This is a genomic window from Geodermatophilus chilensis (assembly GCF_002802985.1).
In the GTDB taxonomy this organism is placed as follows: Bacteria; Actinomycetota; Actinomycetes; order Mycobacteriales; family Geodermatophilaceae; genus Geodermatophilus; species Geodermatophilus chilensis.
Genome location: NZ_NVPT01000271.1, coordinates 1 through 3,985 on the forward strand (window position 1 = coordinate 1; position 3,985 = coordinate 3,985).

Sequence of the window (3,985 nt, forward strand, 5' to 3'; positions counted from 1 at the left end):
GAGCAGATGGGGATAGGTGTGGGGAGGGCGAGTGGGAGAGAGGCGGCTGGCGGAGGGAAGAGGGAGAGGGGGAACGGGGTGGGACTGGTTCTTGAGTAAAAGGGCGCGCACGGAGATCTACACGTACGGGGTCGTCGGCAGCGTCAGTGGTGTATAGGAAGCAGGTGCCCACCGCCGCCGGACCCGGCACCCCCGCCGGCCCCTCGCAGACCCGCCTCTGGGGCGGTCGCTTCGGCGGCGGCCCGTCGCCGGCGATGGCCGCGCTGTCCAAGTCCACGCACTTCGACTGGAGGCTGGCCCCCTTCGACCTGGCCGGCTCCCGGGCGCACGCCCGCGTCCTGCACCGCGCCGGCCTGCTCACCGACGACGAGCTCGACCAGATGCTCGGCGCGCTGCACGAGCTGTCGGCCGAGGTCGCGGCCGGCACGTTCACCGCCGTCGAGTCCGACGAGGACGTGCACGAGGCCCTCGAGCGCGGGCTCACCGACAAGCTCGGCACGCTGGGCGGCAAGCTGCGCGCCGGCCGCAGCCGCAACGACCAGATCGCCACGGACCTGCGGCTGTACCTGCGGCACACCGTCCGGGCCCTGGTCGGCGAGCTCTCCTCGCTCGAGCAGGCCCTGGTCGGCCTGGCCGAGCGCTACCGCGACGTCCCGGGCCCCGGCATGACGCACCTGCAGCACGCCCAGCCGGTGCTCATCGCCCACCAGCTGCTCGCCCACGCGCACGCCATCGCCCGCGACGTCGACCGGCTGCGCGACTGGGACCGCCGCACCGCCGTCAGCCCCTACGGTTCCGGCGCGCTGGCCGGCTCCTCCCTGCCGCTGGACCCGGACGCCGTCGCCGCCGAGCTCGGCTTCGACCGCGCCTCGGACAACTCCATCGACGGGGTCAGCGACCGCGACTTCGCCGCCGAGTTCTGCTTCGCGGCGGCGCTGATCGGCGTGCACCTCTCCCGGCTGGGGGAGGAGGTCGTCCTCTGGACGTCGACGGAATTCGGCTGGGCCCGGCTCGACGACGCCTGGGCGACGGGGTCGTCGATCATGCCGCAGAAGAAGAACCCCGACATCGCCGAGCTGGCCCGCGGCAAGTCCGGCCGGTTCGTCGGCAACCTGACCGGCCTGCTCACCATGCTCAAGGGGCTGCCGCTGGCCTACGACCGCGACCTGCAGGAGGACAAGGAGCCGGTCTTCGACTCCATGGAGCAGCTGCTCCTGCTGCTGCCCGCGGTCACCGGCATGGTCGCCACCCTCACCCTGCGCCCCGAGGTGATCGAGGCCGCCGCCCCGCAGGGCTTCGCGCTGGCCACCGACGTCGCGGAGTGGCTGGTCCGGCAGGGCGTGCCGTTCCGGTCGGCGCACGAGATCTCCGGCGAGATGGTCGCCTTCTGCGAGCAGGCCGGGCTCGAGCTCGACCAGCTCGACGACGAGCAGCTCGCCGGGATCGACGAGCGGCTCACCCCGGAGGTGCGGGCGGTGCTCTCCGTCCCGGGCGCGCTGGCGGCCCGCAGTGCCCGCGGAGGGACGGCGCCGGAGCGGGTCGCCGGCCAGATCGCGGTGCTGGCGGCGCTCGCCACCGAGCACGCGCAGTGGGCGTCGGCCTCACCCGTGGCGGCGGCGCTCTGAGCGAGCGCGAGCCCGGCCCCCTCCTGACGCCGGGCGAGCTGCTCGGCCCGCCGGACGCCGTGGCGCCCACGCTGCTGGGTTGCTGGGTGGTCAGCGACCGCCCCGCCGGGCGGGTCGCGCTGCGGCTGACCGAGGTCGAGGCCTACGCCGGCGACGGCACCGACCCGGCGGCGCACTCGCACCGCGGCCCCACGCCGCGCGCAGCGGTCATGTTCGGCCCGCCCGGGCGGCTCTACGTCTACTTCAGCTACGGCGTGCACTGGTGCGCCAACGTCGTCGTGGGCGCCGAGGGCCAGGGCTCGGCGGTGCTGCTGCGCGCCGGGGACGTCGTGGTGGGGGAGGAGCTCGCCGCCTCCCGCCGTCCCGCCGCGAGGAGCGCCCGCGACCTCGCCCGCGGTCCGGCCCGGCTGACCCAGGCCCTCGCGATCGGCCCCGACGACAAGGACGCCGACCTGCTCGACCCGTCGTCCCCCGTGCGGCTGCACCGCGGCGACCCGCCGGCCGACGTCACGGCCGGGCCGCGGGTCGGGATCAGCGTGGCGACCGAGCTGCCGTGGCGGTTCTGGGAGACCGGGGCGGCGTCGGTGAGCGACTTCAGCCCGGGCGGCCGCCCCCGCTCCCGACGCGCCGGGCAGGATTAGGACCGTGACCGACGTGATCGCCGAGCTGCACCGCCGCGGGCTCATCGCCCAGAGCACCGACGAGGACGCCCTGCGCGCCCATCTCGCCGCCGGACCGGTCACCTACTACGCCGGCTTCGACCCGACCGCGCCCAGCCTGCACGTCGGCCACCTGCTGCAGTTCATGGTGCTGCGGGCGCTGCAGCGGGCCGGGCACCAGCCCGTCGTGCTGGTGGGCGGCGCGACCGGCCTGATCGGCGACCCGCGGCCCACCGCCGAGCGGCAGCTCAACGACGCCGGCACCGTCGCCGGGTGGGTGGACAGCATCCGCACCCAGGTCGCGCCCTTCCTCGAGGTGCCGGCGGAGCGGGAGGGCCTGGAGGCACCGGTCTACGTCGACAACCTCGAGTGGACGGCGCCGCTGTCGGCGATCGACTTCCTGCGCGAGATCGGCAAGCACTTCCGGGTCGGCCGGATGCTGGCCAAGGAGGCCGTGGCCGCCCGGCTCAACTCGGAGGCCGGGATCAGCTACACCGAGTTCAGCTACCAGATCCTGCAGGCCAACGACTACCGCGAGCTGTTCCGGCGCCACGGCGTCACGCTGCAGACCGGCGGCTCGGACCAGTGGGGCAACCTGACCGCCGGCATCGACCTGGTCCGCCGGACCGAGGGGGCGACCGTGCACGCGCTGTCCACCCCGCTGGTCACCAAGTCCGACGGCACGAAGTTCGGCAAGACCGAGGGCGGCGCCGTCTGGCTCGACCCGGCGCTCACCTCGCCCTACGCGTTCTTCCAGTTCTGGCTCAACGCCGACGACGCCGACGCCCGGTCCTGGTTGCCGCTGTACTCCGAGCGACCGGCCGAGGAGGTGGAGGCACTGCTCGCCGAGTCGGTCGAGCGGCCGGCCGCCCGCGCGGCGCAGCGCGCACTGGCCGAGGAGCTCACCCGCCTGGTGCACGGCGAGGAGGAGCTGCGCCAGGCGGAGGCGGCCGGCCGGGCGCTGTTCGGCCGCGACGAGCTCACCGCCCTGGGTCCGGAGACCCTCGAGGCCGCTCTGCGGGAGGCCGGCAGCATCACCGTCGACGGCGGGACGCCGACCGTCGCCGCGCTGCTCCAGCAGACCGGGCTCGTCAGCAGCCTGTCCGAGGCCCGGCGCACCGTGAAGGAGGGCGGCGCCTACCTGAACAACCAGCGCGTCACCGACGCCGACGCCGTGCCGGGGGAGTCCGACTGGCTGCCCGGGGGCTGGCTGGTGCTGCGGCGTGGGAAGCGCTCGGTCGCCGGGGTGCAGCGCGCCTGAGCCCGTGTGAACGGCGTGTGACGGCACCGTTCCGGACAGGTGTCGGGGGTCACGCCGCACCGGTTTGACAGCCCGGACGACACCGACGTAACTTTCTCTCTGCGCCCGGCGAGACCGGAGCGGAGCGGGGACCGAGTCCCCGCCCGCGGGTCGGACCAGGCGCCAACTGCCCAGCAGCTCAGTGGGCCCCGGGAACAGACCCCGGGGGACGCCGGTTGCACTGGGCACCGCCGCTCCGAGCGCCGGGCGCGGGTCCTGGACCCGCCGCTTGACGGACACAGCGAGTGGCGTAACGTGGAACAGCCGCCGCGATCGAAGGCCCACCAGGCTGGGTATCGCGAGCGTCCGCTCCTTGAGAACTCAACAGCGTGCCGAAAGTCAGTGCCAAGTAACAATCCCTTTGTGGGTTTCTTTGGGTTGATGGATGTCAAGAGTGCTAG

Annotated in this window: 3 protein-coding genes; all 3 read left to right on the forward strand. The window is 74.1% G+C overall.

Annotated features, from left to right (window positions below; translation table 11 throughout):
• Positions 1–149: 149 nt before the first annotated feature.
• From argH to tyrS, 3 genes are read left to right on the forward strand one after another with little or no spacing between them, the layout of a single operon-like run.
• Positions 150–1,625 (forward strand): argininosuccinate lyase, encoded by a 1,476-nt coding sequence (argH, locus tag CNO22_RS26020; RefSeq protein WP_269799646.1) that lies wholly within the window; start codon positions 150–152, stop codon positions 1,623–1,625.
• A complete protein-coding gene (locus CNO22_RS26025; protein ID WP_232807369.1) occupies positions 1,589–2,266 on the forward strand; it encodes a DNA-3-methyladenine glycosylase in 678 nt (225 codons plus the stop codon). The genes argH and CNO22_RS26025 overlap by 37 nt, the downstream gene beginning before the upstream one ends.
• Before the next feature lie 4 nt (positions 2,267–2,270).
• Positions 2,271–3,545 (forward strand): tyrosine--tRNA ligase, encoded by a 1,275-nt coding sequence (gene tyrS, locus CNO22_RS26030; RefSeq protein ID WP_100502142.1) that lies wholly within the window; start codon positions 2,271–2,273, stop codon positions 3,543–3,545.
• Positions 3,546–3,985: the final 440 nt, after the last annotated feature.